We start from the raw sequence: 26,713 nt of genomic DNA, 5'->3' as shown, positions 1-26,713 counted from the left end.
ATTATAACTGTTGATCGGGTTGTCTACGCTTATCATACTTAATGTCTTTTAGGATGTTTGATTTTATTCCTATAAAGAAATACCATGATGTACGCGAACTAAAAGGTACCCAACTAAAACTCATTCGCCAACTTAATAAATCACGTTCAAATCGTAATTGGGTATAAGTAAACCCTTTATTTTTAAAATCGTAACCAGATGAAGCACCAACTGTCCATCGTGGAGAAAATTCAATATCACCAGAAAACATTAAAGAATGAGATGAAATTTCATTTTCTCGAGCAATGTTGGTATAATTAACAGCATAGGCCAGTTTTAAATTCCAAGGAATTTTGGATGTGTATAATGGGCTAGGACTTGTCTGTTCTTCTTTTTCAGAATCTTCATTAAATCGTGGGTCTGAAAAATCCTGTGCTCGACCAAATAGATCATCAGCACGGCCACCACTTTGTAATGTTTCTTGTCTACTGGTTTCACTAGCTTTATCACTAAAAATATCACTATTAATGGTGTAGTTCATTGTAACATTGGCGCTGGTTAGTCTAAATAAACTTCCTCCATTATCAATATTAAACATATCAATTTTTCTGTTTTCATTATCAAGGGCATAAGGGTCTAACGTCATACCAAAATTGATATTCATTTTATTTTGCAGTATTTGTGTATTACCACTTACACGCAGTGAGCTCCAATTTAAAGAGTCGGCAGCAAAATTATATGAAGTTGCAAAATTTAAATTGTCTAGCAGCTTTATGGTTTTAGCTTCTGTTTTTGTTGAATCACGATCCCTAACTTTTGCTTCAATATTATTTGAAATAGCAATGCCCATTGAACTTGAATAGCGGTTGTTTGGAGCACCATAGATGCTAGATTCAAATCGGGTATATTCAACTTCTTGGGTGTTACCATCCGCATCGATAACATTATAGGTTTCATAATAATTATTGAATGAAGGATTGATACTGTAGCTAATAGAAGGCCTCATAATATGCCTGATACGTTGAATTTTTGGGTCTTTTCCTTCTTTTCTAAAATCAAACATACCATATAAAGTAGTACCTAAATTGGTATTAAAGTTGTAAGTTCTAAAAGCATCAAAACCTTTTACAGGATCGGTTACCACAATGTCTTCTTCAATGTCATAATACTTGTTAACGGTTTCAAAAACCCAAGTTTCATCGTAAGCAGCATTAGCACTTAAACTTAAATATTTTAAAAGTTTAAAGTTTGTTGCTATTGGGATGCTGTGTCTTATACCATTTTCGGCATCATCCCACATTTCTTTTTTAAAGAAAAGCGAATCTGTGGTCTGGATTCTGTTTTCAGCTCTTACATTATACTGAAAATTTATATTCTGTATTATGCCTTTTTTTATACCAGATTTGGGCTCAAAAGGGAATATACGATTTACACTTGCCTGAATAGTTGGCAAGGTCATGTTTATGACTTCGGTATTGGTGTTTTGAGAGTGAGTAGCCGCAACACTTAGGTTGACTTCAGGTTCACCAGAAAATGTTTTTGAATACGATATAGAGGACGCTAACGTGTTATTTAAAAAATTAGGTGTGTTTACTTGATTAACCGATTGCTGATAGTATCTACTACTTCCCAAGTTAACAGAAGCAGTAAACCTAGAACTGGGATTTGCTTTGGCATCTTGAGTGTGCGACCATCTTATATTATAAATTGTAGACCTGCTATAATCTGGAAAACCACGCTCGCTATTAATTAGATTTTCATATCTAAAGCCTGCATTACCGCTAAAACGATAACGTTTGGCATAAGAACTTTCAAAGCGGAGTCCATAACTACCATTCGTATAGTAATCGCCTAATACGGCAAGATCAAAATAATCACTTAAAGCAAAGTAATAACCGCCATTTTGAATAAAATAACCACGATTGTTATCTTCTCCAAAAGTTGGAATAATAACACCAGACGTTTGTTTGTCCGTTAGTGGGAAAAAACCAAAAGGTAAACCAATAATAGTAGGCACATCCTGGATAACCATATTGGTAGGTCCAACTACAATTTTTTCACCCGGCACAACTTTTATTTTATTGGCCTTAAAATAGTATTCAGGATCTTCAATATCTTTTGATGTGGTAAAACGTCCTTTATATAAGAAAACAGTGGAATCGTTAATTTTTTTGGTAACTGGTGCAAAAATTTGCATGCCTGCCTGCTCTGTTTTAGAATTGAAAACCAAGGCTTTTTGGTTATCGTAATTAAACTTAATAGAATCTGGTTCAACCACATTATTTGCTTGCTTAAAAATAGGGGCTTGTGTGTAAACTCCAGAAGTATCTACAATTCCTGTGGCAAAAACCGTTTGCGTATTGTAATCTATTATAATTACTCCAGCTTTAATTTCCATGTCTTCATAATACACTTCAGCTTCATTATATAAATACAGTTTTTGCTCTTTATTATTGAAGGAAGTATAATCTGTAGCCTTGTAAGTTACTGGACCTGTTAGGGTTTCTTTTATTGGTTTAACCGAATCGGTTAAAATGGAGTCCTGACCCTTTTCAGATATTTCAGGTTTGATTAAGTCGTTTGCATTTAAGCTTGTAGAGTCATTTTCCTTTTCAGGATTAACAGTCCCACCTTGTTTTGGAACATCTTGAGCGAAGCCAAAAGTGTTGATAAACACTGTAAAACTTAAGATAAAAAGTATGTGGAAGTTGTTTGTACGCAACGCTTTTAAATGTATTTTTGTAAAAGTATGGCTCGGTTTTTGAATTGCCAAAATTACATATATTTTTTGTGATTAATTTAATAAAGGCAAAAATTTGAAATTTAAAATAAACCCTCGAAAAAGTTGTTATACATTTATATGAAAACGAACCAAATATTACTTTTCTTTTGCTTTACGATACTTTTAACATTTGTGTCCCCAAATAGCCTTTTAGCTCAAGGCTCATCAAATAAATTTGTTGTGGTTTTAGATGCTGGTCATGGTGGACACGACCCTGGTAATTTGGGGAACGGTTATAAAGAAAAAAGCATTGCCCTAAATATTGTTTTGGATGTAGGCAAGGAGCTTGAAAAAAATAAAGATATTAAAGTTATTTACACGCGTAAGACAGATGTATTTTTAGAACTACATGAGCGAGCGGCTATTGCTAATAAAGCTGATGCAGATTTATTTGTGTCTGTACATTGTAATTCGTTTACGAACAACGCTCATGGAACAGAAACTTTTGTGTTAGGTTTACATGCTAATGAACGTAATTTTAATATTGCAAAAAAAGAAAATGAGGTTATTTATTTAGAGGATGATTATGAAAAGCATTACGAGGGATTTGACCCCAACTCTCCCGAGTCTATGATTGGTTTGACATTAATGCAAGAGGAATTTCTAGACCAAAGTATTCAGTTGGCCGGTTTAATAGAAAACAACTTCACAAATAAATTAAAGCGTAAGAGCCGTGGTGTAAAGCAAGCTGGATTTTGGGTTTTGCACAATACCTATATGCCTAGTGTGTTAATTGAAACAGGATTTTTAACCTATAAACCCGAAGGTTCGTATTTAAACTCAAATAAAGGGCAGAATGAAATGGCTAATGCAATTACAAATGCTATTTTAAATTATAAAAGTAATTTAGATCAGAACATAGGTAATATTGTTATAACAAATAATGAAGTTTCAGATAATGATAGAATTGTAGAATCGGTGTCGTCAAATGAACCTGAAATATATAAAGACATTACATTTAAAGTGCAAATAGCAGCAAGCTCAAGAAAATTACAGCCAAAACCTTATAACTTTAAGGGACTAGATAATATATCTAGAGAGCAGTTTGATAACCTTTATAAGTACTATTACGGAAGCACATCAGATTATGCCAAAATTAAACAAATGCAAGAGCAGGCCAAAGCCAAAGGTTATAGTAGTTGCTTTATTGTGGCTTTTAAAGGGGGTAGGCAGGTAACCCTAGATGAAGCATTGAAATCTACCGCAAATTAAAGTTATTCTTAATAAATTTATTTCTAATTTTGTTTAGTAACCAAAAAAAAGGCTTTTGAAAGTATCTAACGAAGTAAAAACTGCAATTTTAGTCATTTTAGGAATTGTCTTTCTAATTTATGGTATCAACTATTTAAAGGGCATCGATCTATTAGATTCAAATAGTACCTATTACACCGAATTTGATTATAACGCTCTAACTGAAGCATCTCCCGTTACAATTAAGGGTAATTCTGTTGGTAAAATTAAAGAAATTAAATACGATTTTAATACTGGAAAAACGCGTGTATCATTTACTGTAGACAATAAACTGAAATTTTCAAAAAACAGTAAGATTAGGCTATACGAAACGAGTTTAATGGGAGGCAACGGTTTGGCTATTATTCCTGCAAACGATAATGAGATAGCGAAAAGCGGCGATGTTTTAGAGTCTGAAGTTGAAACAGGTTTGGTAAATAGCCTAACCAGCAACTTTTCAGGTTTAAGTACTGGTTTGGATACAACACTTAAATCAGCCGATTCGCTATTGCTTAATCTGAATAGTTTGGTTGAAGATGAATCAGAAAAAGGACTCAAGCAAGCCATAGCCGAACTTAACAAAACATTAATCTCATTTAGGTCGATGTCTAATTCTGTAACTAATTTAGTGGCTAAAAATCAAGAAGGGTTAACAGCGGTAATCAATAATTTTGATTCTATAAGTGCAGATTTAGCAAGCTTGTCCAAAGATTTAAAGGAAGCTGAAATCGCTAAAACCATAAACGATTTAGATCAAACCTTGTTAAGTGTTAATGCTTTACTCGACGATTTAGAAAATGGAGAAGGAACATTAGGTTTGCTTTTAAAAGACGAAAAATTATATAACAATTTAGAGGTTGCAAGTCATCAATTAAAAGAATTGCTTCAGGACTTTAAGTTGAATCCAAGCCGTTATGTAAAAGTTTCCGTTTTTGGTGGAAAAAATAAAGATGACTACCAAAAGCCTGAAGACGAACGCCAATAAAACCAACTAATCATGAATTTCATTCCAAATATTGTTTTTGCAACAGCCTTAATTTTAGGTGTAGGTTATTTTGCTAAAAATGTAAAGAAGCTTATCCGAAATATTAAGTTGGGTAGAGACAAAGACGTTAGTGACAATAAAGCCCAACGTTGGAAAAATATGACTATGATTGCTTTAGGGCAAAGTAAAATGGTTAAAAGACCAATTGCCGGAATTTTGCATGTTATAGTTTATGTTGGGTTTGTTGTAATTAATATTGAGGTTTTAGAAATAATTATAGATGGTCTCTTTGGTACACATCGTGTATTTTCTTCTATGGGTTCACTATATGGCATTTTAATAGGCTCTTTTGAAATACTTGCTGCATTAGTTTTTGTTTCGGTAATAATTTTCTGGATAAGAAGAAATGTAATCAAACTCAAACGATTTTGGAATTCAGAGATGACAAGTTGGCCAAAAAATGATGCCAACTATATTTTGTATTTCGAAATGGTTTTAATGACCTTATTTTTGGTAATGAATGCAACAGATGTTCATTTTCAAGCCATGGATTCAGGAAATCTAATTAGCCAGTATTTAGTGCCATTATTCAATGGTTTATCAGATTCTACCTTGCATATTATTGAAAGAAGTGCTTGGTGGTTGCATATATTGGGTATATTGGTGTTTTTAAACTATTTATATTTTTCAAAGCATTTGCATATTCTGTTGGCATTTCCAAATACATATTATGGTCGTGTCAACCCAAAAGGAGAATTTGATAATCTTGAGGCGGTAACAAACGAAGTTAAAATGATGATGGATCCCAATGTAGATCCCTTTGCCGCACCAGCTGAAGGAGCGGAAAATACCATGCCAGAAAAGTTTGGAGCCAGTGATGTTAAAGATTTAAACTGGGTTCAATTGTTAAATGCCTACACCTGTACAGAATGTGGACGTTGTACTAGTGAATGTCCAGCAAACCAAACCGGAAAAAAATTGTCACCACGAAAAATCATGATGGATACTCGTGATAGGTTAGAAGAAGTAGGAAAAAATATAGACGCTAATAAAGGTGAATTTATAGAAGATGGCAAACAACTTTTAGACAATTATATCACGCGTGAGGAATTATGGGCTTGTACATCATGCAACGCGTGTGTAGAGGCTTGTCCAGTTAGCATAGATCCTTTGTCTATTATCATGGATATGCGTCGTTATTTGGTTATGGAGCAATCTGCCGCACCTGTTGAATTAAACAATATGATGACAAATATTGAAAATAATGGTGCGCCTTGGCCTTACAATCAAATGGATAGATTGAACTGGAAGAATGAGTAGATTTGGTTTGACATATCTGTTTTTTATGTTTTTATGTTTTGGGCTTAATACTATTGAAGCGCAAACTTATAATACGGGTTACAGTAAAGATTCTTTACAAATAAAAGTGTATACCGAAATAGATTATGTGAATCGCGAGGCTAAAGATATTAGATTACTTAAAGTTTTTTGCGATTACTGTACAGATGCGCAAATAAGCAAAATTGGATATGGCGCTTTAAGGCGTGCACATGCAGAACGTTATGACCCCAAAAATGTACTAGAAAACGGGACAAAAAAGTTGGCTATTATTATCCGTATTTCTAAAGAAGATTTTAAAGAAATAAAAAACGATTCAATATAAGTTATTTAACACAGGTATTATGAAAAGAGAAGACGCAGATAAATTATTACATGAAAAAGTAGAGGCTGGAGAAAAAGTTAGTCCTATTTTGCCAAAAGGTGTTAAAAACTATTTAATTGATATTGATGGTACAATAACAGATGATATACCTAACGAAGAGCCAGAACGTATGGCAACTTGCGAGCCATATCCGGATGCATTGGCTACATGCAATAAATGGTATGAGGAAGGCCATTTAATATGTTATTTTACTTCTAGAACAGAGGAACACAGAGCAGTAACCGAAAATTGGTTAAATAAGCATGGCTTTAAATTCCACAGCTTACTAATGGGGAAGCCTCGTGGCGGAAACTACCATTGGATTGATAATCACTTGGTTAAAGCTACAAGGTATAAAGGAAAATTTACAGATTTAGTTGATAAAAACGTAACCATCCAAGTATTTGATGATGGTCAACATGATTAAAAAGATATGAGCGAAGTATTAAAAGTGCCAACAATGGCAGAATATATGGCTGAAGGCAAACAACCTGAAGTGTTATTCTGGGTTGGTTGTGCAGGAAGTTTTGATGATAGGGCAAAAAAAATAACGAAAGCTTTTGTAAAGTTATTAAATAAAGCCAATGTTGATTTTGCAGTTCTGGGAACTGAAGAAAGTTGTACGGGTGATCCTGCAAAGCGTGCTGGTAATGAATTTTTATTTCAAATGCAGGCTGTAACTAATATTGAGGTTCTTAATGCTTACGAAATAAAGAAGATAGTTACTACGTGTCCGCATTGCTTTAATACTATAAAAAATGAATATCCAGGACTTGGTGGTCAATACGAAGTCATGCACCATACACAATTCCTAAAATCATTGCTGTCTGATGGTAGATTAACTATTGAAGGAGGCCAGTTTAAAGGTAAGCGAATTACATTTCACGACCCCTGTTATTTAGGTCGAGCCAATAATGTGTATGAAGCACCACGCGATTTAATTAGAAAGTTGGATGCCGAATTAGTAGAAATGAAAAGTTGTAAAAGTCGCGGTTTATGTTGCGGAGCAGGAGGTGCCCAAATGTTTAAAGAACCAGAGAAAGGAGATAAAGATATAAATGTAGAGCGCACAGAACAGGCTTTAGATACACAGCCAGAAATAATAGCCGCGGGATGCCCATTTTGTAACACTATGATGACAGATGGTGTAAAAGCGAAAGAAAAAGAAGCTAGCGTTCAAGTTATGGATATAGCTGAACTTATTGCTAATGCTGAAGATTTATAAATGAAAAAAGAGAAGTTGCTATTGAAGACACGTATTAAGCAAGGGGCAATACAAGGTTTGTTTTTTGCCATTGCTATGGAAGTCTGGTATTATTTTGATGGAGATTCATTTTCAATATGGCGCTTTTTATTTCATGGTACTTTTTTTGGTTTTTTTATGGCTTTAACATTTAGGTATAAAGTAAGAAAAGAAAAAAAGTGAATTATAGGCGAGAGAAAATACCTCTAAAAACTAGAATTATTGTCGGAATTATTCAAACCATTGTTTTAGCTGTTGGTATAGGGCTTTGGGATTACTTTAAAGGAGACGATTTACAATATTGGAGGTATGCTTTTCAAGGGATTGGATTTTCTCTTTTAATGTCTTGGATGTTTAGATATGAAGTTGTTAAAGAAAAGAAATAATGTTAGTAGATTTTAAAGATTTACCCGAAGAATCACGTGTTTGGATATATCAAGCCAACCGTACATTTACCGATGATGAAATTTCGGAAATTGAGGATAAGTTAAATATATTCATTGGTAACTGGACAGCACACGGCAGCGATTTACAATCAGGATATACCATTAAATATAAGCGTTTTATAATCATTGGATTAAACCAAAACTTAAATAAGGCAACAGGCTGTTCAATTGATGCGTCAGTGCATTTTATTCAACAATTGGAGAAAGATTACAATGTTGATTTAATGGATAAAATGAATGTGTCTTACAAACAAGGTGAATATGTAGCCTATAAGTCATTATCAGACTTCAGACAAATGGCAAAAGACCGAGCCGTTTCAAAAAACACTATTGTGTTTAATAATTTAGTGGCCAACAAAGCTGAATTTGAAGAACATTGGGAAGTTCCGGCAAGCGAAAGTTGGCATTCGCGATTCATAAAGTAAATTGTTAATTACCTTCTTTATAAATCTATCTTAAAGTTTAGTATTCTGTCTGCAAAATGCTTTAAATTGGTAACGTTATTTAACTTTAAAAATTCAGCCCTTAATTTATGCGCAAGATATTAGTCCTTTTGACGATTATCCTACCCTTTAATTTTATTATTGCTCAAAATACCACTAGTCCATTGTTGGCTGCTGATGTCGTTAAACAAGAACAATGGGTAGATAGTGTGTATAATAGCATGTCTGTTGACGAAAAAATTGGGCAACTTTTCATGGTTAGAGCATTTTCCAATCAAGGTTTAAAGCATGAAAATATTATTAGTCAGCTTATAATGAATCAGCATATTGGAGGGATTATTTATTCTACAGGTGGTCCAGTCGCGCAGGCAAAATTAAACAATAGATTACAGGAGTTATCTAAAACACCATTATTGATAGGGATGGATGCAGAATGGGGTTTAAACATGCGTTTAGATTCTACTTTTGCTTTTCCTTGGAATATGACTTTAGGGGCTATTAAAGACAATAAAATAGTTGAGCAAGTAGGTTATCATATTGGTGAACATTGTAAACGAATAGGCGTGCATTTCAATTTTGCTCCAGTGGTTGATATCAATACCAATCCATTAAATCCAATAATTGGTAATCGATCTTTTGGCGAAGATAAAGACAATGTAACAGAAAAAGCGTTGGCTTTTATGAAAGGTATGCAAGATGCTGGAGTTTTGGCAAATGCAAAGCATTTTCCTGGACATGGAGATACCGAAACCGATTCGCATAAAACATTGCCTACAATCAATTTTGATGAAAAACGTATTGACTCTGTAGAGCTATATCCTTATCGTGAGCTTATTAAGCATGGTTTGTCTAGTGTTATGGTTGCACATTTAAATGTTCCTGCCTTAGAATCGCGTTCTGGATTCCCATCGTCAATTTCTAAACACATTGTTACAGATATTTTAAAAGACAGCCTTGGCTTTAAAGGACTTATCTATACCGATGCTTTGGAAATGAAAGGCGTTTCAGAATTCAGTGAGCCAGGAAATATTGATTTGGCGGCTTTTTTAGCTGGAAATGATGTATTGTTAATTTCAGAAGATGTGCCAAAAGCGATTCAAAAAATTAAGGAAGCTTATGAAACCGAAGTTATAACTGAAGAGCGATTGGCGCATTCAGTAAAAAAAATACTGATGGCAAAATTCAAAGTAGGCTTGCATGACTTTAAGCCTATTGAAACAGAAAACCTAGTTGAAGATTTAAATCGTATTTCGGATCAGTTATTGTATGAAACCGCTATTGAAAATGCGATTACTGTTGTTAAAAACAAAAATAGTATCCTTCCTATTAGAAAACTAGAATCTAAAAAAGTTGCTTATGTGAAATTGGGCGATGATGATGGTTCGCCTTTTTTTAAAGAACTTCAAAAATATACTAAAGTACATGAGGTATCAGCAGAGAATCTTGATGAGCTAATAACAAAGCTAAAAGCTTACAATACTGTTGTTGTAGGATTTCATCGTTCTAACGACCACCCTTGGAAAGACTATAAGTTTACGGATATAGAATTGGTATGGTTGTACGAAATTGCCCGAAATAACACGGTTATTTTGGATGCCTTTGTTAAACCTTATGCGCTTATTGATATTGATACGTTTGAAAATATAGATGGGTTAGTGGTTAGTTATCAAAACAGTAAGACAGCGCAAGAAAAATCAGCACAGATTATTTTTGGATCAGTTCCAGCCAAAGGCGTATTGCCAGTTTCCATACAAGATGCATATAAATTTGGAGATGGAATATCATATAATACGCTGTCAAATTTAAGTTATAGCATTCCGGAGCGTGTAGGAATGGATTCTAAACGATTGAGCAAAATAGATTCTGTTGCTCAATATGCTGTAGATCAAGAAATGACTCCTGGCATTCAATTGCTTGTAGCTAGAAAGGGTAAAGTTATATATAATAAGAACTTTGGACGACATACTTATGGTAAAGATGCAGAACCAGTAAAGTTTAATGATATTTATGATGTAGCTTCACTAACAAAAATTTTGGCAACATTACCTTTATTGATGGAAATGGAAGAAAAAGGTGTTGTAAGTTTAGATACCAAGTTATCAGAAATTTTACCAGATTATGAAAACTCAAACAAAGCCAATGTTACTCTAAAAGAAATGCTGTCGCATTATGCCAAGTTAAAACCTTGGATTCCATTTTATTTTGCCACGCTTGACTCAACAAAGCATCCTAGTATTAAGTATTATAGAAAAGCACCAACTGCTGATTTTAACATAAAAGTAGCCGATGAGTTGTATTTACGTAAGGACTATGTAGACAGTATGCAAGTTATTATTAGAGATTCAGAATTATTAAGTCGTTTGCGTTATCGTTACAGTGATTTGCCTTACTACATTTTAAAGAAGTATATTGAAGGATATTACAATAAATCGTTAAGTGAGTTGGTTCAGGATCATTTTTACAAGTCTTTAGGAGCTAATTATACCACTTACAACCCAAGCAGTAAGTTTAGTAATAAGAATATTGTGCCTTCTGAAGATGATAGATATTACCGATACCAAATAGTACAGGGTTATGTTCATGATATGGGAGCTGCAATGCAAGGCGGTGTTGGTGGTCATGCAGGAGTTTTTAGCAATGCTAACGATGTTGCTAAAATCATGCAAATGTATTTACAAAAGGGTTATTATGGTGGCAAACGTTATTTTAAAACAGAAACTTTAGATAAGTTTAATACCTGCTATTATTGTGACAACGACAATAGGAGAGGTATTGGGTTTGACAAACCTCAATTAGGTGATTCTGGCCCAACCTGTGGCTGTTTATCCATGACCAGTTTTGGTCATTCTGGATTTACTGGCACTTATGCTTGGGCTGATCCTGATGAAGAAATTGTTTATGTGTTTTTGGCCAATAGAACATTTCCAAGTTCTGATACCAATACATTGCTTAAAGAAAATATTAGGACTGAAATACAACGACTTATCTACGAGTCGATTATTGATTAAAAAAAGAAATATAACTTTATGTACGGAAATGTTATTTCTTACGACCAAGAATAGTAAATTTAATTAAATGAAAATAGGTATTGTTTGTTATCCAACCTTTGGAGGTAGTGGCGTGGTGGCTACAGAATTAGGTATTGAATTGTCCAAACGTGGTCATGAAGTACATTTTATAACATACAAGCAACCTGTTAGATTGGAACTACTTGGAAGCAATGTACATTTTCACGAAGTAGTAGTTCAAGAGTATCCTTTATTTCATTATCAACCATACGAACTGGCACTTTCCAGTAAGTTAGTAGATATGGTTAAGTTGCATCAAATAGAAATTGTGCATGTGCATTACGCTATTCCGCATGCCTATGCAGCATATATGGCAAAGAAAATGCTTCATGAAGCTGGTGTGTATTTGCCAGTTGTTACAACGCTTCATGGTACCGATATTACATTAGTTGGTAGTCATCCATTTTATAAAACAGCAGTTGAGTTTAGTATTAATAAATCGGATGCTGTAACATCGGTTTCCGAAAGTTTGAAACAGGACACCTTACGATTATTTGATATTACAAACGATATTCATGTTGTTACAAACTTCATAGATTTAGATAAGCATAACTATGGTTTTACAGATTGCCAACGTTCCATGATGGCTAACGACGATGAAAGAATTATAACCCATATTAGTAATTTTAGGCCTGTAAAGCGTATACAAGATGTTATAAATGTGTTTTATAATGTTCAAAAAGAAATTCCAGCTAAACTCATGATGGTTGGTGAAGGTCCTGAAAAGGAAGCTGCAGAAGAGCTCTGTGCTAATTTAGGCATTGAAGAAAAAGTTGTGTTTTTTGGTAACAGCAATGAAATTGATCGAATTTTATGCTTTTCTGATTTATTTATACTGCCATCTGAAACTGAAAGTTTCGGTTTGGCTGCATTAGAGGCTATGGCATCTGGAGTACCAGTTATATCAAGTAATTCTGGTGGAATACCAGAAGTTAATACGCATGGCTTTTCAGGTTATTTAAGTCCGGTTGGAGATGTGGACGATATGAGTAAAAATGCAATTTCTATATTAAGTGAAGAGGCAGTTTTAAGGCAATTTAAGGAACAGGCTAAGCAGCAAGCCCAAAAGTTTAATATTCATAATATTGTTCCTAAATACGAAGCTATTTATGAAAACACATTGTCAAAATGTATGCAATTGTAAATTTAGACTACTTTTGAACTTTGTTTTCTAAAACAAATATTATGTTTTTCGCATTTTCTTCATCTATACGGTTTGGTTGGTGCTGAAATCCTACTTTTTTTAAAAGATAAACAGAGCTTAAATTATCTTGTTGGGTATAGGCTTCAATAGTATTCAGATTAAGCGTTTTAAATCCATAATTGACAACAGTAGCAAGGGCTTCACTCATGATGCCTTGACCATGTAAGTCAGGATGTAAATCATAACCCACTTCAGCAGTTTTTAAATCTTTAGAGAAATTCCAGAGGCAAATAGTGCCTTTAAGTTCTGGGTTGTTTTTCAAACTAATGCACCAATAATGTACCTCTTGTTTTGAAACTGATGAGCGTATACGTTTTATAAAATTTAAAGCATCCTTAATGGTTTCTGTTTTTTGACGCTTTACATATTGATTAACAATGGCATTAGATCTCAAAAACTGAATTTGTGGAGCATCTTCAATTGTTAATGGTCGCAGTTGTAATCTAGCAGTATTTAAGATTTCTAAATTCATTACGGAAAGATAATAGAATAAGTTTAATAGGTATATATTTAATGCTTGAAAACTAGTAATACACAAAAAAACCACCAACGCGTGGTGGCTTGTAATTTATTCTAAAATGGTTTAGAATTGGTATCTAACGCCTAATCCAACATCAAAATCTAAATCGTTATTATCGTAAACATCATCACCAAATCCCAATTCAGGCCTTACATCTAATGATAGTAGTAAAGGAAAGTCAAAACTATATTCTATGCCAATTGTTCCGGTTAGAATAGGAAAGGCATCTCTATTTTCTTCATAATAGTAATAATTCTGACCAGGAACGTATCTTTCGTACTCATGTCTAAATGCAGCAAATCCCGCACCAGGTCCAGCATACCAATTGAAACCACCTTCAATGTTCCATACCCATTGGTATAGTCCAATTAATTTTATACCATCGTAATTTTTGCCATCTCGCCATCCAAAATCAAACTCCAATCGATTGTTGCTTTGTCCAACAGCTCGTTGATAGGATATTTCAACTCCAAATCCATCACTGTCTCCTAAACGTAAACCAATAGCGTTTTTACTAATGTCTTGTGCATTTGTTAATGTAATAAAACCCAACCCGGCAATCACAGATAAGATTATTTTCTTCATACTTATTAGTTTTTTTGATTTCATGTTATATACGTAAATTCATCTGTCATTAGATTATAGTAATAACAAATTAATTGAAGATACTTAAAAGTAATAACGTTATTAATATTACTTTTATTTTTTTAATGCATGAGCGTTTTTAAGGTAATATGGAATTAAAATACTTAAATAAACTGAATGAATTATTGGAAGGTGAGCTTCATTTTGATGATTTAATGAAAACACTTTATGCCACAGACGCATCAGTTTATAGAATGTTACCGTTAGCTGTTGCTGTTCCAAAAAACGAAAACGACTTAAAGTGCCTTATTGATTTTGCGAATCAGCACAAAACGTCTTTAATTCCCAGAACAGCAGGAACGTCATTGGCTGGCCAATGTGTAGGCAAAGGCATTGTTGTAGATGTTTCAAAACACTTCAATGCTATTTTAGATTTTAACAAAACCAATAAAACCATAACTGTACAGCCAGGTGTTGTTCGTGATGAACTCAATAATTTTTTAAAACCTCACGGACTGTTTTTTGGCCCGAACACGTCCACTTCTAACCGTTGTATGATTGGTGGGATGATAGGTAATAATTCGTCAGGAACAACATCTATTAAGTACGGTGTGACACGTGATAAAGTTTTGGCTTTAAAAACTTTGTTGTCTGATGGAAGTCCGGTTACTTTTAGTAATATCACTGAATCTGAATTTCAAGATAAACTAAAATTGAAAAATTTAGAGGGTAGTATATACCGAACACTTAATCAGGAATTACATTCAGAACGTGTTCAAGAAGAAATCCGAACCCAATTTCCAAAAGAAACCATTCATAGACGTAATACAGGATATGCTGTCGATGAAATTATTAAAACTGAACCATTTTCAGGTTCTGACATACCTTTAAACCTGTGTAAACTCTTATCAGGCAGTGAAGGAACTCTGGCTTTTACAACCGCGATCACTTTAAAGTTAGATAGTTTGCCTCCTGAAAACAGTATTATGGTTGCGGCTCACTTTTCAAGTATTGATGATTGTTTAACTACTGTTCAACCAGTTATGCAGCACGATTTGTTTACTTGTGAAATGATGGACAAAACCATTTTGGACCTTACTAAACACAATAAAACGCAAGAGGCTAATCGACAGTTTATACAAGGCGATCCTGTGGCCATTTTAATGTGTGAAGTTCGAGATGCAAATTTAGATACTGCCCATGCAAAGGCCATTGCTTTGGTGGAAACATTACAATCTGTAGGGTTGAGTTATGCTAATCCATTATTGATAGGTGAAGATATAGACAAGGCTATGAATTTGCGAAAAGCGGGATTGGGCCTATTGGGTAATATTATTGGCGATAAAAAAACAGCCCCTTGTATTGAAGACACTGCTGTTGCAATACCCGATTTAAACCATTACATCAGGGACTTTACTGCAATAATGGATGGATACCAACAACAAGCCGTTTATTACGCTCATGCTGGAGCAGGCGAGTTGCACTTACGACCAATCTTGAATTTAAAAAAGAAAGCTGATGTTGCATTATTTCGAAAAATAACTACCGATGTTGCACATTTAGTTAAAAAATATGGTGGCTCTATGAGTGGTGAACATGGTGATGGCATTGTGCGAGCAGAATTTATTCCGTTGATGATTGGTGAAAAGAATTATGAGATTATTAAGCAGATAAAGAAAGCTTTCGACCCAAACAATATTTTTAATCCAGGAAAGATTGTAGATGCGTTTCCTATGGATGAATCCTTACGTTATGTACCAGGTCGAGTAGAACCTGGAATAGAAACGCTTTTAGATTTTTCAGAGTCATTAGGTGTTTTGCGTGAAGCAGAAAAATGCAATGGTTCAGGAGATTGTAGGAAACTACCAGAGTTTGGTGGAACCATGTGCCCAAGCTATCGTGCTACTAGGAGTGAAAAGGATACAACGCGAGCGAGGGCAAATGCACTTCGGGAATTTTTAACCCAATCTGATGAAGTTAACAAATTCAACCATCAAGAATTAGTTGAAGTTTTTGATTTGTGCTTAAGTTGTAAAGCTTGTGCTAGTGAATGTCCAAGTAGTGTTAACGTTGCAGCATTAAAAGCAGAATTTGAGTATCAATATCAAAAAGTAAATGGTTCGAGTTTGCGTGCTAAAGTATTCGCGTATAACAATAAGCTAAATGCTATTGGAAGTACTTTTTCGGGTTTTATCAATTTTATGTTTTCTAATCAAGTTTCCGGTTTTCTTTTAAAAAAATCATTGGGTATAGCTCCAAATCGGACTATTCCAAACATTTATAGTGTTAGTTTATATAATTGGTTTAAAAACAAAGAAAAAGAGGATATTAGTAATAATTATATTAAAGAAGTTTATTTTTTTGTTGATGAGTTTACCAACTATCTAGATACCATTATTGGTCAGGATGCTATTAATCTTCTAGAGCAACTAAATTATAAGGTGAATATATTGCCTAATAAGGAGTCTGGTCGCGCGTTTTTATCTAAAGGTTTTCTGGAACAAGCCAAACAGGTGGCTAATGAAAATGTTCGACTTTATAAGAATTTATTATCAAAAGAAACACCATTAATAGGTATTGAGCCTTCAGCAATTTTAACTTTTAAAGATGAATATTTAAAATTAGCAGATGATAGGACCAATGCAAAGATAATAGCTTCAAATACCTATCTAATTGAGGAGTTTCTTCAAAACGAAATAGTATTGGGAAATATTCGTACTGAACAATTTACTTCAGAATTTAAAACCATCAAATTTCATGGGCATTGTCATCAAAAAGCTTTAAGTAATCAAAAATCAACTTTTGACGTTTTGAATTTACCTAAAAACTATAGGGTAACCATTATACCAAGTGGTTGTTGTGGTATGGCTGGAAGTTTTGGTTATGAAAAAGAACACTATGATGTAAGTATGGCTATAGGGGAACAGACTTTATTTCCAGCTGTTAGAAAATCTGGTGATGAAGTTGTTATTGCTGCCAATGGAACCAGTTGTAGACATCAAATAAAAGATGGGACTGGACGCAATGCAAAACACCCAATTACTATTTTAAAAGAAGCTTTACTTTGAGGTTTTTGGATCAACAATAGTAATGGCTGCTATTAGATCTTTTATTTCCATTTCCTTAATATCTTCATCTGCAAAAAATGGAGAGAGTTTGTCTTCACTATAGCGGTATAATTTCCAACGTTTAAATTGATATTCTAAAGCTGTAAAATTTTCAACCCAATCTCCCGAATTCAAATATTGGGTTTCACCATACTTATTTGATTTTATAAGCATTTTTGGTTGATGTATATGCCCACAAACCACATAGTCATAGCCATTTTCAATGGCTAAATCTGTTATAACATTTTCAAAATCACTAATGTATTTAACTGCGCCTTTAACACGGTTTTTAATGCGTTTGGCTAACGAGTAACGCTCGCGTCCTAATTTTTCTAAACACCAATTAACCATTCGGTTTAAAAGAATAAGCGTGTCGTAACCATAACCACCTAATTTAGCCAGCCATTTGGCGTTTTGTATAGATAAATCAAAAACATCACCATGGAAAAACCAGGCACGTTTACCGTCTAATTCAATTATGGCTTTATCTACTATTGAAATATTTCCAATATAAGTACCGCTAAATTTTCGAAGCATTTCATCATGGTTTCCAGTAATATAAATAACTTCAACGCCATTAGAAGCCATATCCATGATGCGCTTAATAACTTTCATGTGCGATTTAGGAAAATACCGTTTGCTAAATTGCCAGATGTCAATTATATCTCCATTTAAAATCAGTTTTTTTGGCTGAATACTATTTAAGTAGGTCAATAAAGGTTTGGCGTGGCAACCGTAGGTTCCTAAATGTACGTCTGAGATTACAGCTATCTCTATTTTTCTTTTGTTTTTCAAATAAGACATAATTTAACGCTACAAAAATCGCTTACCAATGTTATTTGAATATTAAGGACTAATTAATTAACTGTGAGGAGTTTGTTAATTAATTGTTACTTGGAATATTGATAAATAGTGTGAGTTGAAAGAATTCTATTTTTGTTTCTGTAATATTACAATTACATTAGCATTAAAATCGTAAGTATGGCTGGAAATAGCTTTGGAAATATATTAAAACTAACCACTTTTGGAGAATCGCATGGTGTAGCTATAGGAGGTGTAATAGATGGATGCCCATCAGGAATCAGTTTAGATTTTGAAGCTATTCAAAACGAACTCAATAGGCGTAAACCTGGTCAGTCTGAAATTGTAACACAACGTAAAGAACCAGATACAGTTGAATTTTTATCTGGTGTTTTTGAGGGCATTACCACAGGAACTTCGATAGGATTTATAATTAAAAATACAAATCAGAAATCCAAAGACTATTCACATATTAAAGATGTTTTTAGGCCAAGTCATGCCGATTATACTTATGAAAAAAAATATGGTATTCGCGATTATACAGGTGGTGGTCGTAGTTCAGCACGTGAGACAGCTTGCCGCGTAGTTGCTGGAGCATTAGCCAAGCAAATAATTTCTGAAATTAAGATAAATGCCTATACGTCTTCTGTTGGAGATATTTTTTTAGAAAAACCGTATCAAGATTTAGATTTTTCTAAAACTGAATCAAACGCAGTGCGTTGTCCTGATGCTGAAGTAGCAGATAAAATGATAAAACGCATAAAGGAGATTCGTAAAGCTGGAGATACAATTGGAGGAACAGTTACTTGTGTTCTTCAAAATGTACCAATAGGGCTTGGAGAACCTGTTTTTAATAAGCTGCATGCCGAATTAGGAAAAGCGATGTTGTCCATAAATGCAGTAAAAGGTTTTGAATATGGCAGTGGATTCTGTGGGGCAAAAATGAAAGGAAGTGATCATAACGATTTGTTTAATAATGACGGTAGTACCAAAACCAATTTATCAGGTGGTATTCAAGGAGGCATAAGCAATGGCATGGATATTTACTTTCGAGTGGCTTTTAAACCAGTTGCAACTGTTATTCAAAAACAAGATGCATTGGATAAATCTGGAAATATTGTTGAAATGCAAGGAAAAGGACGACATGACCCTTGTGTGGTTCCAAGAGCTATTCCAATAGTTGAAGCTATGGCGGCATTGGTTATGGCTGACTTTTATCTTTTAAATAAATTATATCAATAAATTCAAAATAGATTTATAGTATTAAATATGAAAAAACTCGCATTACATTGGCAAATATTGATAGGCATGGTTTTAGGTCTAGTTTTTGGATTTATCATGCTTCAGGTTGGAGGAAAAGATTTTACTGTTGATTGGATAAAACCCATTGGAAGTATTTTTGTGAAACTCTTGAAGTTGATTGCCATTCCTTTAATTCTTGCATCCTTAATTAAGGGAATTTCAGATTTAAAAGACATTTCTAAATTTAAGAATATTGGCTTGAGAACCATAGTTACTTATGTCTTTACCACTGTAATAGCCATAAGTATAGGCCTATTATTAGTAAACACTTTTAATCCTGGTAATGGTGTTTCTGATGAGACAATAGAGAAATTAACACAAACGTACTCAACAAATAGCAGTGTTCAAGGCAAAATAGCAGAAGCCTCTAAACAAAAAGAGAGTGGGCCATTACAGTTTTTAGAGGATATGGTTCCAGATAATGCATTTAGCGCATTGAGTGATAATGGTTTGATGCTTCAGGTTATTTTCTTTTCAATATTTCTAGGTATTTCTATGCTATTGATAGGAGAGGACAGATCAAAACCATTAAAGGACATATTTGATTCCCTTAATGATGTCGTACTCAAGATGGTTGATTTAATTATGCTTACAGCACCAGTGGCTGTTTTTGCGCTTTTAGCTAATGTTGTTGTGAGTTCAGATGATCCAGATATTTTGTTGGCTTTAATAAAATATGCAGGTGTGGTGTTGTTAGGTTTAGCTTTGATGATAGTTTTCTATTCTATTTTGGTCGGTACCATGACAAAGAAGAATCCATTTTGGTTTTTACAGCAAATCAGTCCAGCACAGTTGCTAGCTTTTTCTACAAGTAGTAGTGCTGCTACGTTACCAGTAACGATGGAACGTGTTGAAGAACATATTGGTGTTGATAAAGAAGTTTCAAGTTTTGTTTTACCCGTTGGTGCCACCATAAATATGGATGGTACTAGCTTATATCAAGCTGTAGCGGCTGTTTTTATTTTTCAAGCTTTGGGATTAGAGTTGACTTTTGCCGACCAAATTACCATTGTTTTAACCGCATTGTTGGCTTCAATAGGTAGTGCAGCAGTACCTGGTGCAGGAATGGTTATGTTGGTTATAGTGCTTGAGTCTGTTGGGATGCCCGCAGAATTATTGCCCATTGGTTTAGCTTTGATTTTCGCAGTAGATAGACCTTTAGATATGTGTAGAACTGTTGTTAATGTAACGGGAGATGCTACAGTATCTATGTTAGTAGCCAAATCTGTAGGGAAGTTGGGTGCTCCAAAAGTTAAGAATTGGGATGACCATTACGATGAAGTCAAATAAAATAATTACTTTTATTAGTATAGTAACCTTCCAAAAAAATAAAGTATGAATGTTTGTTTTTTAATGTACCCTTGGGAGCATATTGATCCTGATAACGATACAAGTTTAGCGCTAATAAAAGAGTGTGTTAAAAGAGGGCATGGAGTAGCCATTTGCACACCAGCAAATCTAACCATAAGGGATAGTGTAACCAACGCGTTTTGTACTGTCATAGGGCGCATGGAAAAAGTACCTTCTTCATTAAAAGCATTCTATAAAAAAGCACAATTACGAGAAGAAATGTTGCCTTTGGCTGGTTTTGATGCTATTTTTTTTAGAGCCAATCCACCTTTAGATCCCTTGATGCTTAATTTTTTGGATTCCGTAAAAGATGATGTGTTTATTATAAATTCTTTGCAAGGTATGCGTGAGGCAAACAATAAGCTCTATACTGCAGCTTTTGGTGATGCCCATAGTAATATTATCCCTAACACACATGTGTCTAAAAACAAGAATTACCTTATTAGGCAGATAAAAGAATCTAAAGCGGATAAAATGATACTGAAACCTTTAAATGGTTTTGGTGGTTCTGGCGTTATTTTGATTGAAAAATCTGCGATGAGTAATATTAACTCCTTATTGGATTTCTATATTAACAGTGGTGACGGAACATCGAACTATGTTATTTTACAAGATTATATTGAAGGGGCAGACGAAGGCGATGTTAGAATTTTAATGCTTAACGGCGAACCAATTGGAGCTATGAAACGTGTTCCAGGTAATGATGACCATCGTTCTAATGTTTCAGCAGGAGGATCGGTGCAGAAACATTCACTTACAAAAGCCGAAAAAGCCCTTTGTAAACAAATTGGTCCAAAACTAGTAAAAGACGGATTATACTTTGTAGGTATTGATGTTATTGGTGGTAAACTTGTAGAAGTAAACGTTATGTCACCTGGCGGTATAACCTATATTAATAAGGTTTACAAAAACAAGTATAGAGTAGAAGAACGAGTTATCGATTTTCTTGAAAGTAAGGTTTTAGATAATTTAGAAGCTTTTAATAGACGTTCTAGATTGCGTAAAGCTGTTGAAGATGCCTAATTAGAGACGAGCTATGGTGATAACAAAATTCCATAAGCCCATTGTTTCTGTGGAGTGGTTAAAGAGAAATTTAGACGCAACCAATTTAATTGTTCTTGATGCTTCTATTCCAAAAGTCACAGAAGGCGATAGTGTAACAAACAATTTTTGTATTCCACAAGCCCGTTTTTTTGATATAAAAAATAAGTTTAGTAATACATCTGCACAATTCCCTAATACCTTTCCATCTAAAGAACAGTTTGAAACAGAAGCTAAAAATTTAGGTATTAACAATGATAGCTTTATTGTTGTTTATGATGATAAGGGTATTTATTCAAGTCCAAGAGCTTGGTGGTTGTTCAAGTCGTTTGGTTTTAATAGTATTGCGGTTTTAGATGGAGGTTTGCCAGCATGGATTGAAGCGTTTTTTCCAGTAAGTCAAAAGGAAAGTTATAATGGTGAAAAAGGAAACTTTTTAGCTTTAGAAAGACAGGGGAATATGCTCTTTTTTGATGATATGCAAAAAGCCGTCATAAATGAATCCCATCAAATTATAGATGCGCGTTCCGAATCCCGTTTCAAGGGTTTGGAAGCAGAACCACGTGAGGGGTTGCGTAGTGGAAACATTCCTAATTCAATAAACCTGCCGTTCCAATATTTATTGAATGATGGGAAAATGAAATCTGAAAATGAAATACGAGATATTTTTCAAGACTTTCAAACCGTTAAAAAGCCAATGGTTTTTTCGTGTGGTTCTGGAATTACAGCTTGTGTTTTAGCATTGGGAGCAGAATTAATAGGAGAGAATAATGTGTCTGTCTATGATGGTTCGTGGACAGAATATGGCACTTTAACTTAAAGAAAAGATATGGATAGTGTTCAAAATTGGTCGAAAAAGGAATTGGTAGCATATATATTGTTTTATGCTGCAAATTCAAATTTATCAGAAACAAATAAGGAACGTAATGTTATTTTATCTAAAGTAGATATGAATACGTATCAAATGGTCTATGATGAGTTTAAAAATGATAATGATTATCAATGTATCCAAAAGATTGTAAAAGGTCTGGAAACACATGATTATTCAAAATCAGATTTAAAACAATTGTTTTTAGATATGAAAATTCTATTTTTTGCCGATGGAGAATTCGACCAAGTGGAACATGTTGTATTCAATTGGTTAAAACGAATTATAAATGATGCAGCATGATAAAGCTATCGGTTAGTCAAATTATTAGAAAAATAGAGGCAGAAGAAACTTTTCATGCTGTTTCAGATGATTACAGCTTTACATTAAAAATTGATAATTATGTGCATTATGTTTGTGGAGCAGTACATGACGGTCATCAATTTCGAAAAGAACTATGGGATAATTGCTTGCATACTGAATATGATAGATGGTATGAAGAAGATCCAGAAACCAAAAAGATGATATGGTCCCATCCCATTGTAATTGCTGGCTGTGATTCCCGTTTTGAGTACGATTTAAACCGTTTCCCTGAAGATGCTATTTTTGATACTGCTTGGGGAAAACAATTATGGAAAGAATCATTAACAGAAGAACAAAAACAAAAGAGCCTAAAAAAGCATACTAATTTTTATAAGGTTGTTAACGCATTGATTTCTAAAATTGAAGAAAAGTTTGGAGTGTGTATTGTTTATGACATGCACAGCTATAACTGGCAACGCTGGGAAAGGGAAGTCCCAACTTGGAATTTAGGCACGAGCAACGTTGACAACGAGCGGTTTGGAGGCATTATTGAGTCTTGGAGGCATAGTCTTGGAGAGATTAAATTACCTAATGGTATTAAATCTACCGCAAAAATAAACGATACGTTCTATGGCAACGGATATTTTTTAAGATATATAACCAATAACTTTAAAAATACTTTAGTTTTGGCAACAGAAATTGCTAAAGTTTACTGTGATGAATACAAGCAAATTATATACCCGGAAGTAGTTGCTTCTGTTGAATGTGAGCTAAAAGAGCGATTGCCTCAACACGCAGAAACGTTTTATAATACATTTCAAGGTAAATGATTTCAGAAAAGTTAACAAGTAAGTATCAAGACCTATTTGATATCGATGCCAATCTAAACCGGTTGGTAAAAAAAATAGAATTGCTTAATTATATTAATCCACTTAATATAGAAAGTGAAAAAAAACAATTCTACGCCTCAAAGTTTAATTACGAGCCTAATTTTCACTATCCAAAATTAAAGTTCAACGGTTATAAATTACATAGGCTATTTTTTTCTCAACGTCTTGAGCGTATTGAAGATGAGGATATTCGAAATTTATATGAAGATATAATTTATGAATATTCTGGGTTGATTGAATGTATTGAAACCATTAACCAAGGGCGTAAATTTTATTATAATAGTCTAAAAAGCTTTGGTACTCCCACAGAAAAAAGTCTAGACAATGCCAAATTTGTTTTGCGCTTTGATGATAGCGATTTTAATCAAGATATGTTGCCGCTATATAATGCTCAAGATGCTAAAACGTATTTTGAAGACTTTTCAAAGCGTTATGATTTTGAATATCATATTAAATTTTCAACCAATATTTCTGCAGCAGCAATGGTGCAAAACCATGCCAAAACTTTGGTTTTAAGAAAGAATCATAAATTCAGTAAAAATCAATTACAAGTTCTTGCTAATCATGAAATAGGTGTGCATTTGGTCACAACTTTTAATGCTGTAAAGCAACCGTTGCATATTTTTTCTAATGGTTTTCCAAATAATGTAGAGACTCAAGAGGGTTTAGCGGTTTATTCTGAATATATGTCGGGTTGTTTAACCTTATCGCGTTTAAAAGAATTATCATACCGGGTTATAGCTGTAGATAGCTTGATAAAAGGATATACGTTTTCAGATACGTTTGATTTATTATACAGCCAGTATAAATTAGATCGTGATAAAGCATTTGCTATAACTTTACGTGTGCACAGGGGAGGCGGATTTACAAAAGACCATTTGTATCTATCAGGTTTAAAGAAGGTATATAAATATGCTAAAAAAGGCAAAGATTTAAATCCGTTGTTAACTGGGAAAGTGTCTTTAGAGTATTTGAAAACTATTGACAAGCTTCAAAATTTAGGACTGGCAAATTCTTCAAAATACTTTACGGATTCTTATCTTAATGATACTAACATTAATAAGAATTTAGATTTTATACTAAAGAGCTTGAAGTGATCATACTAATTTATCTTGTAATCTATTCAATATGAGGTAATTATGCATTTCATAGATTTTTTTTACAAAAATTAATAGGTTAACAATTAATTTTACCAGTTTGTCGATTAAAAGATGCTTGATTAATTAGTATTCCTAAATTTAAATATCAAAATGAAGTGCTAAATGCTTAAATATCAGCACAAATTTTGTTTGTTTAATTTTTTTGGTTAGTTAAGTTATGAAAAAAGGTCTTGAAAATATCAAGACCTTTTTTTTAAAATATGAGTGTTGTATTTTTATTCGGTTAAAGCTTTTGTAACCTTTTGTGTATATTCTGCTGCATTTTTTGTAACATCTTGAGGATCTTCAATTTGTGTTGTTACTACAGCTGCTAATTGTTGTTTTTCATCTTTAGTTAAATCGTAAATAACTGTCTCAAGAATAAATGTTTTTACAGTTCGCGTTGTAGTTGATGAAGGTACATAGCTTCCGTACGTTGAATACGATAGAGGATGGTAATAATAGCCATAAAACCCACCATAGTATCCAGGGTAGTAAGCCGGCATATAGGTGGCTCCTGCATAATAACCGCCATCTTGAGTTGTTTCAGTACGTTCTTGATAATCTTTGAGCACTGTTAGAATTATACCATTGTAACCTTCATTCTTTAAAAAATCTTGAAAATTTTTCTTTTGTTGCTCGGTTATCTCTTTATTGTCATGATTAAATTCTGGGAGTTCTCTAAAACTTTCAGTGGCTTTAACACCGTTAGCTCGCAATTGTTCTGATATTTGTTGTTCGAATGCAATTCTAGCTTGCTTATTTTCTGTTCTAGCAATAACCAAAATGTTATTATCTTTTATATCTGCTAGATTGTCAGATTTCCATGAATCCAATACTTTAACACCAGAACAACCAAATGTAAATAGTGCTACGAATAATAAAGTAAATATTCTAAAAGTTTTTTTCATAATTAATTTTTTATTGTTGTTTATTGATTAAAAAGTGTATCCTACAGCTATACCATATCTAAATGAAAAGGTATTAAAATTGGATTTATTATTTACATTAGAGAATCTGAAATCTCCATTTATAAAGTCTAATAAATCATAATCCTCCAATGCCTCATTTAAGTCATCATAGAATTCATCTGGTAAATCTTTTTTATTGACAATTTTGAATTTATAATCACCACTTCCAGGCCCAGCAATCATAAAATCTATAGTAAATCGTTTAGTAATGGCTAATTTATATCCAATAAGCAAGCCAACAGAAGATATGTCTAAATCCATATCAAAAGCCAAGTCGTAATTGGTATTGTCTGAAGCGATATACCTACCTGTTAATTCAGATGTATAACTCGAATATTTGTAATAGAGACCTAAATAAAACCCATTAAGTTTTTGGTTAAACTTATTGGTTCCATTTATATAATAGCGAATTTCTGGTACAATTTGAAAGCCTGTATAGTAAATATCACCAGTTTTTATTTTTTCTCCATCAATTCCTGAAAGTTTTATCAACCCTTCTTTTCCTTTATATCCAAGTGCAATTGCGGCAGAAAAATTATTCCAAATATGGCGTTCGTATGAAACTTGATAAACACCATTAACTATTTGTAAAAGCTCAAAAGAAAATTCATTTTTTACATTTCGAGTTGTATTATCATCTTCTAATTCCTGTCCAAAAGATGAAAAGGACATGAATAAAACAAGAACGAATAACAATTGGTTGATTGTAGTTTTCATATATATTCAAATGTAGTATAAAAATAAGAAATATTTT

General features: G+C 33.5%; 25 protein-coding genes. 19 read left to right on the top strand and 6 right to left on the bottom strand.

Features of this window, described 5'->3' with window-relative positions:
* Position 1 precedes the first annotated feature (1 nt).
* Entirely contained in the window at positions 2 to 2,752 is a 2,751-nt protein-coding gene (locus tag MTX13_RS13160; protein ID WP_250436459.1) for a putative LPS assembly protein LptD, read from the bottom strand.
* 87 nt (positions 2,753 to 2,839) lie between these two features.
* Here MTX13_RS13160 and MTX13_RS13155 point away from each other — a divergent pair, with 87 nt between their 5' ends.
* The 11 genes from MTX13_RS13155 (at position 2,840) to bshA (ending at position 13,022) form a co-directional block, all read left to right on the top strand.
* Entirely contained in the window at positions 2,840 to 3,973 is a 1,134-nt protein-coding gene (locus MTX13_RS13155) for an N-acetylmuramoyl-L-alanine amidase (RefSeq protein WP_250436458.1), read from the top strand.
* 55 nt (positions 3,974 to 4,028) lie between these two features.
* Positions 4,029 to 4,976 (top strand): MlaD family protein, encoded by a 948-nt coding sequence (locus MTX13_RS13150; RefSeq protein WP_250436457.1) that lies wholly within the window; start codon positions 4,029 to 4,031, stop codon positions 4,974 to 4,976.
* Positions 4,977 to 4,988: 12 nt separating this feature from the next.
* Positions 4,989 to 6,296, top strand: a complete 1,308-nt coding sequence (locus MTX13_RS13145) for a (Fe-S)-binding protein (protein WP_250436454.1) — start codon at positions 4,989 to 4,991, stop codon at positions 6,294 to 6,296.
* Entirely contained in the window at positions 6,289 to 6,639 is a 351-nt protein-coding gene (locus MTX13_RS13140; RefSeq protein ID WP_250436452.1) for a hypothetical protein, read from the top strand. The genes MTX13_RS13145 and MTX13_RS13140 overlap by 8 nt, the downstream gene beginning before the upstream one ends.
* A 19-nt stretch (positions 6,640 to 6,658) precedes the next feature.
* A complete protein-coding gene (locus MTX13_RS13135) occupies positions 6,659 to 7,105 on the top strand; it encodes an LNS2 domain-containing protein (RefSeq protein WP_250436450.1) in 447 nt (148 codons plus the stop codon).
* 6 nt (positions 7,106 to 7,111) lie between these two features.
* Positions 7,112 to 7,903 carry a (Fe-S)-binding protein gene (locus MTX13_RS13130; RefSeq protein ID WP_250436443.1) on the top strand — a complete coding sequence of 264 codons (792 nt, stop codon included), beginning with the start codon at positions 7,112 to 7,114 and terminating at the stop codon, positions 7,901 to 7,903.
* The gene (locus MTX13_RS13125) at positions 7,904 to 8,104 is read left to right on the top strand and encodes a hypothetical protein (RefSeq protein WP_250436441.1); all 201 of its coding nucleotides are present in this window, start codon (positions 7,904 to 7,906) and stop codon (positions 8,102 to 8,104) included.
* Positions 8,101 to 8,307 (top strand): hypothetical protein, encoded by a 207-nt coding sequence (locus MTX13_RS13120; RefSeq protein WP_250436439.1) that lies wholly within the window; start codon positions 8,101 to 8,103, stop codon positions 8,305 to 8,307. The genes MTX13_RS13125 and MTX13_RS13120 overlap by 4 nt, the downstream gene beginning before the upstream one ends.
* The gene (locus MTX13_RS13115; protein ID WP_250436437.1) at positions 8,307 to 8,792 is read left to right on the top strand and encodes an ABC transporter ATPase; all 486 of its coding nucleotides are present in this window, start codon (positions 8,307 to 8,309) and stop codon (positions 8,790 to 8,792) included. Before MTX13_RS13120 ends, MTX13_RS13115 begins: the two co-directional genes overlap by 1 nt.
* Positions 8,793 to 8,899: 107 nt before the next feature.
* Positions 8,900 to 11,818: a glycoside hydrolase family 3 N-terminal domain-containing protein gene (locus MTX13_RS13110; protein ID WP_250436436.1), complete on the top strand. Its 2,919-nt coding sequence runs from the start codon at positions 8,900 to 8,902 to the stop codon at positions 11,816 to 11,818.
* 67 nt (positions 11,819 to 11,885) lie between these two features.
* A complete protein-coding gene (gene bshA / locus MTX13_RS13105) occupies positions 11,886 to 13,022 on the top strand; it encodes an N-acetyl-alpha-D-glucosaminyl L-malate synthase BshA (protein WP_250436433.1) in 1,137 nt (378 codons plus the stop codon).
* A 7-nt stretch (positions 13,023 to 13,029) separates the two neighbouring features.
* Here the strand turns inward: bshA and MTX13_RS13100 are convergent, their stop codons facing one another.
* Complete coding sequence (locus MTX13_RS13100; protein WP_250436423.1) at positions 13,030 to 13,554, bottom strand: GNAT family N-acetyltransferase; 525 nt, start codon at positions 13,552 to 13,554, stop codon at positions 13,030 to 13,032.
* Between the two features lie 111 nt (positions 13,555 to 13,665).
* Positions 13,666 to 14,187, bottom strand: coding sequence for a hypothetical protein (locus tag MTX13_RS13095; protein WP_250436422.1), 522 nt, complete (start codon positions 14,185 to 14,187; stop codon positions 13,666 to 13,668).
* Between the two features lie 149 nt (positions 14,188 to 14,336).
* Between MTX13_RS13095 and MTX13_RS13090 the strand changes: the two genes are divergently transcribed.
* Entirely contained in the window at positions 14,337 to 17,255 is a 2,919-nt protein-coding gene (locus tag MTX13_RS13090) for an FAD-binding and (Fe-S)-binding domain-containing protein (RefSeq protein ID WP_250436419.1), read from the top strand.
* Here MTX13_RS13090 and MTX13_RS13085 read toward each other — a convergent pair.
* Positions 17,247 to 18,098, bottom strand: a complete 852-nt coding sequence (locus MTX13_RS13085; protein ID WP_394801250.1) for a UDP-2,3-diacylglucosamine diphosphatase — start codon at positions 18,096 to 18,098, stop codon at positions 17,247 to 17,249. The genes MTX13_RS13090 and MTX13_RS13085 overlap by 9 nt on opposite strands.
* A 177-nt stretch (positions 18,099 to 18,275) precedes the next feature.
* Here MTX13_RS13085 and aroC point away from each other — a divergent pair, with 177 nt between their 5' ends.
* From aroC to MTX13_RS13050, 7 genes are read left to right on the top strand one after another with little or no spacing between them, the layout of a single operon-like run.
* A complete protein-coding gene (gene aroC, locus MTX13_RS13080) occupies positions 18,276 to 19,337 on the top strand; it encodes a chorismate synthase (RefSeq protein WP_250436414.1) in 1,062 nt (353 codons plus the stop codon).
* Positions 19,338 to 19,364: 27 nt separating this feature from the next.
* Positions 19,365 to 20,687 (top strand): dicarboxylate/amino acid:cation symporter, encoded by a 1,323-nt coding sequence (locus MTX13_RS13075; RefSeq protein WP_250436405.1) that lies wholly within the window; start codon positions 19,365 to 19,367, stop codon positions 20,685 to 20,687.
* 45 nt (positions 20,688 to 20,732) lie between these two features.
* A complete protein-coding gene (gshB, locus tag MTX13_RS13070) occupies positions 20,733 to 21,770 on the top strand; it encodes a glutathione synthase (RefSeq protein ID WP_250436395.1) in 1,038 nt (345 codons plus the stop codon).
* Positions 21,771 to 21,783: 13 nt separating this feature from the next.
* The gene (locus MTX13_RS13065; RefSeq protein WP_250436394.1) at positions 21,784 to 22,608 is read left to right on the top strand and encodes a sulfurtransferase; all 825 of its coding nucleotides are present in this window, start codon (positions 21,784 to 21,786) and stop codon (positions 22,606 to 22,608) included.
* Between the two features lie 9 nt (positions 22,609 to 22,617).
* Positions 22,618 to 22,959, top strand: a complete 342-nt coding sequence (locus tag MTX13_RS13060; RefSeq protein ID WP_250436392.1) for a hypothetical protein — start codon at positions 22,618 to 22,620, stop codon at positions 22,957 to 22,959.
* The gene (locus MTX13_RS13055; RefSeq protein ID WP_250436390.1) at positions 22,956 to 23,789 is read left to right on the top strand and encodes an N-formylglutamate amidohydrolase; all 834 of its coding nucleotides are present in this window, start codon (positions 22,956 to 22,958) and stop codon (positions 23,787 to 23,789) included. Before MTX13_RS13060 ends, MTX13_RS13055 begins: the two co-directional genes overlap by 4 nt.
* Positions 23,786 to 24,946: a flavohemoglobin expression-modulating QEGLA motif protein gene (locus MTX13_RS13050; protein WP_250436388.1), complete on the top strand. Its 1,161-nt coding sequence runs from the start codon at positions 23,786 to 23,788 to the stop codon at positions 24,944 to 24,946. The genes MTX13_RS13055 and MTX13_RS13050 overlap by 4 nt, the downstream gene beginning before the upstream one ends.
* Before the next feature lie 278 nt (positions 24,947 to 25,224).
* Here MTX13_RS13050 and MTX13_RS13045 read toward each other — a convergent pair whose 3' ends face one another.
* Complete coding sequence (locus MTX13_RS13045; protein WP_250436386.1) at positions 25,225 to 25,899, bottom strand: hypothetical protein; 675 nt, start codon at positions 25,897 to 25,899, stop codon at positions 25,225 to 25,227.
* Between the two features lie 27 nt (positions 25,900 to 25,926).
* Positions 25,927 to 26,676: a DUF3575 domain-containing protein gene (locus MTX13_RS13040; protein ID WP_250436384.1), complete on the bottom strand. Its 750-nt coding sequence runs from the start codon at positions 26,674 to 26,676 to the stop codon at positions 25,927 to 25,929.
* Positions 26,677 to 26,713 lie beyond the last annotated feature (37 nt).

Source organism: Hanstruepera flava (assembly GCF_023634025.1).
Taxonomy (GTDB): domain Bacteria; phylum Bacteroidota; class Bacteroidia; order Flavobacteriales; family Flavobacteriaceae; genus Hanstruepera; species Hanstruepera flava.
The sequence above is the reverse complement of the archived record's forward strand: the minus strand, read 5'-3'. Positions and strand labels throughout refer to the sequence as shown.